The organism is Halochromatium sp., from assembly GCF_054919635.1.
Genome location: NZ_JBUDPI010000444.1, coordinates 1 through 2,670 on the forward strand (window position 1 = coordinate 1; position 2,670 = coordinate 2,670).

Consider the following 2,670-nt stretch of genomic DNA (forward strand, 5'->3'; position numbering starts at 1 on the left):
TTGTCGAACAAGCTCCAACACCCGCTGCGCATGCCCCTTGGGCACGACATCATAGAGCGCATGCTCGATGATCCCATCGGGGCCAATGATGTAGGTAGTGCGGGCGATGCCGAGCAGGCGTTGGCCGTTCTTTTCCTTCTCGCGTAACACGCCATAGGCCGAGCAGACCTCGCCATCGGTGTCGGCGAGCAGGCGCATGGTGAGGCCGAATTTGTCGCGGAAGGCGCCGTGGCTGGCGCAGGTGTCGCGGCTGATGCCGACAAGGATGGCGCCACAGGCCTCGAACTCGGGCTGCAGGTCAGTGAACTCGAGCGCTTCCATGGTGCACCCGGGGGTGTCGTCTTTTGGGTAGAAGCAGAGGACCATCCTGTTCTCTTTCAGTAAATCTGCGCTCGTGACGCGCTCCATGTCGGCGTCGGGCAATGAGAACTCGGGGGCACGGTCACCCGCTTGCAGCATGGTGGGATCTCCTCTGGCGGACGCCTCTCTAGGGCGTTCTGGGTGCATGGATGGCGCTTGTGTGCCGCGCCAGACCCTGGGCGCTGGCGGCTTACTGATGGCACCTGACTGGCCGAACGCGGCTGGTTGCACCCGGGGTCGGGGCGGCTCGGCCACCGCGCGTGGCCGGCGCAACATGAGTCAGGCCGGCTGCCTCTCAGGGCGGAATCTAGGTGGCGCTACCCAAGCCGTCAACTCCGGATCTTGCCCTGTTATGAGCTGGCTGCTAAGAGCGCGGATCGGCAGACTGACGGTACTTGCGTCGGTGGCAGCGTCAGTGCACCGGCTCGGTGTCGTCGCCGGGGCGGGCCGCCGGGAGCCGAATGCTGGCGATGAGGCCGCCGCCCTCGCGGTCACCGAGCTCGATCTCCATGGCGTTGGCAACGGCGAGCTGACGGGCGACCGCGAGGCCGAGGCCGGAACCGCCGGTGTTGCGGTTGCGTGAGCGCTCGAGCCGGTAGAAGGGTCGGAATACCGCCTCGCGCTCCGACGCCGGGACGCCCGGGCCGCGGTCGAGCACGAACAGCGCCGGGGTCTGGTGGCGGCAGTCGAGACGGACCTCGACGCTGCCGTTGCTATAGCGCAGCGCGTTTTCGATCAGGTTGCCAAGAATGCGCCGCAGGGCGGCGGCGTTGACCGAGTGGATGCAGCGCCCAAACGGGCGCCAGAGCACCCGTGGCCGGTTGCCGACCACCTCGCTGACGAGCTTGGCCAGGTCGACGGGATCGCGGGCGCCGGCGCCGAGCGTGCTGCCAAGCTCAACCGCCTGACCGATCTGCGCGCTCATCTCGTCGATATCCCGGCGCATTCGGGCCGCGAGCGCGGCGTCGGTGTCTTCCGGCAGCATCTCGACAGCGAGCCGCAGCCGTGTCAGTGGGGTGCGCAGATCATGCGAGATCCCGGCCAGCAGGACCGTGCGATCGGCCAGGAGCTCTCTGACCTGCTGGCTGGTCTCGTTGAACTGGCGGGCGAGGTTGGCCAGCTCGCGCGGGCCGGTCTCGGCGAGCGGCTCGGGCGAGCGGCCCTTGGCGACCTCCTCGGCGGCCTGTGACAGCCGGGTCAGCGGCGCGGTGACCCGGCGCGCAAGGATGGCGGCGGTGACCACGACCAGGAGCACGGCGAGGGCGCTGATGACCACGGCGCCGATCATCGGTCGGGTGCCAATGCGATCCCGGGGGATGCCGGCCCAGATGGTGCCAGCGGAGGTCTCGAGGTCGATCCAGAACCAGCGGCGGCCGTCGATGAGGTTGCTTTGCATGCGCACGGGTCGCTCCAGGCGCTGGCTCAGGGCCTGGCTGAGGCGCATCACATAGGGGTAGAAGTAGTCGTCCAGGCCCTGTGGCGGCTGCGAACCGCTCAGCAGGCGCACCTGATACTCATCGAGCAATCGGGCCTGGTAATCTTGCTGCGCCTCTGCCGGCAGTACTGCCAGCGTCCGCGCTGAGAGCTCCATGAAGGCAGCCAGATCGGCGGTCGAGCGCTGCACCACTGGGTAGAGCACGTAGTAGACCATGGAGCCGAAGGTGATCAGCGCGAAGCTACCAAAGCTCAGGACCAGGGTGAGCAGTACCCGGGCGAAGAGTGAGCCGGGGCGCAGGCGCATAGGGGGAGGCCCTCAGAGCTCGCCAGCGGGCGTGAAGATGTAGCCGCGACCCCAGACGGTGCGGATGTAGCAAGGGGTCTTCTTGTCCGGCTCGATCTTGGCGCGCAGTCGCGCGACCTGGACATCGATACTGCGGTCGAAGGGATTGCGCTCGTAGCCCTTGAGCAGGTCGAGCAGTCGGTCGCGATCCAGTACGTGATTTGGATGCTCAGCAAAGATGCGCAGCAGATCGAATTCGCTGCCGGTTAGGGCGACGCTGCTGCCATCGCGGGTCAATCGTCGGCTGGCGAGCTCGAGCCGATAGGGGCCAAAGCTGATCTGCCCGGCCCCGTTGCCGTCGCTGCTGGTCTGGGCGGGTCGGCGCAGTACGGCGCGAATGCGGGCCAACAGCTCCCGCGGGTTGAATGGCTTCGCGAGGTAATCATCCGCACCCACCTCAAGCCCGACGATGCGGTCGATCTCATCACCGCGCGCCGACAACATGATGATGGGCACCTGGGTCTGCTGGCGCAGGCGCCTTGCTAGGGTCAGGCCGTCGTCGCCCGGCAGCATCAGGTCGAGGATGATGA

The 2,670-nt window shown here is 67.1% G+C and carries 3 protein-coding genes; all 3 read right to left on the bottom strand.

The features are described from left to right. The coding region (locus ACY693_RS18020; protein ID WP_462323191.1) for a peroxiredoxin at positions 1-459 on the bottom strand (459 nt) is incomplete at its 3' end. Positions 460-772: 313 nt separating this feature from the next. Next, complete coding sequence (locus ACY693_RS18025) at positions 773-2,101, bottom strand: ATP-binding protein (protein ID WP_462323192.1); 1,329 nt, start codon at positions 2,099-2,101, stop codon at positions 773-775. A 12-nt stretch (positions 2,102-2,113) separates the two neighbouring features. Continuing rightward, the coding region (locus ACY693_RS18030; RefSeq protein WP_462323193.1) for a winged helix-turn-helix domain-containing protein at positions 2,114-2,670 on the bottom strand (557 nt) is incomplete at its 5' end.

Excerpts from the sequence above, each read along its gene's own strand:
- ACY693_RS18025 (WP_462323192.1), bottom strand. The coding sequence starts at position 2,101 with ATGCGCCTGCGCCCCGGCTCACTCTTCGCCCGGGTACTGCTCACCCTG.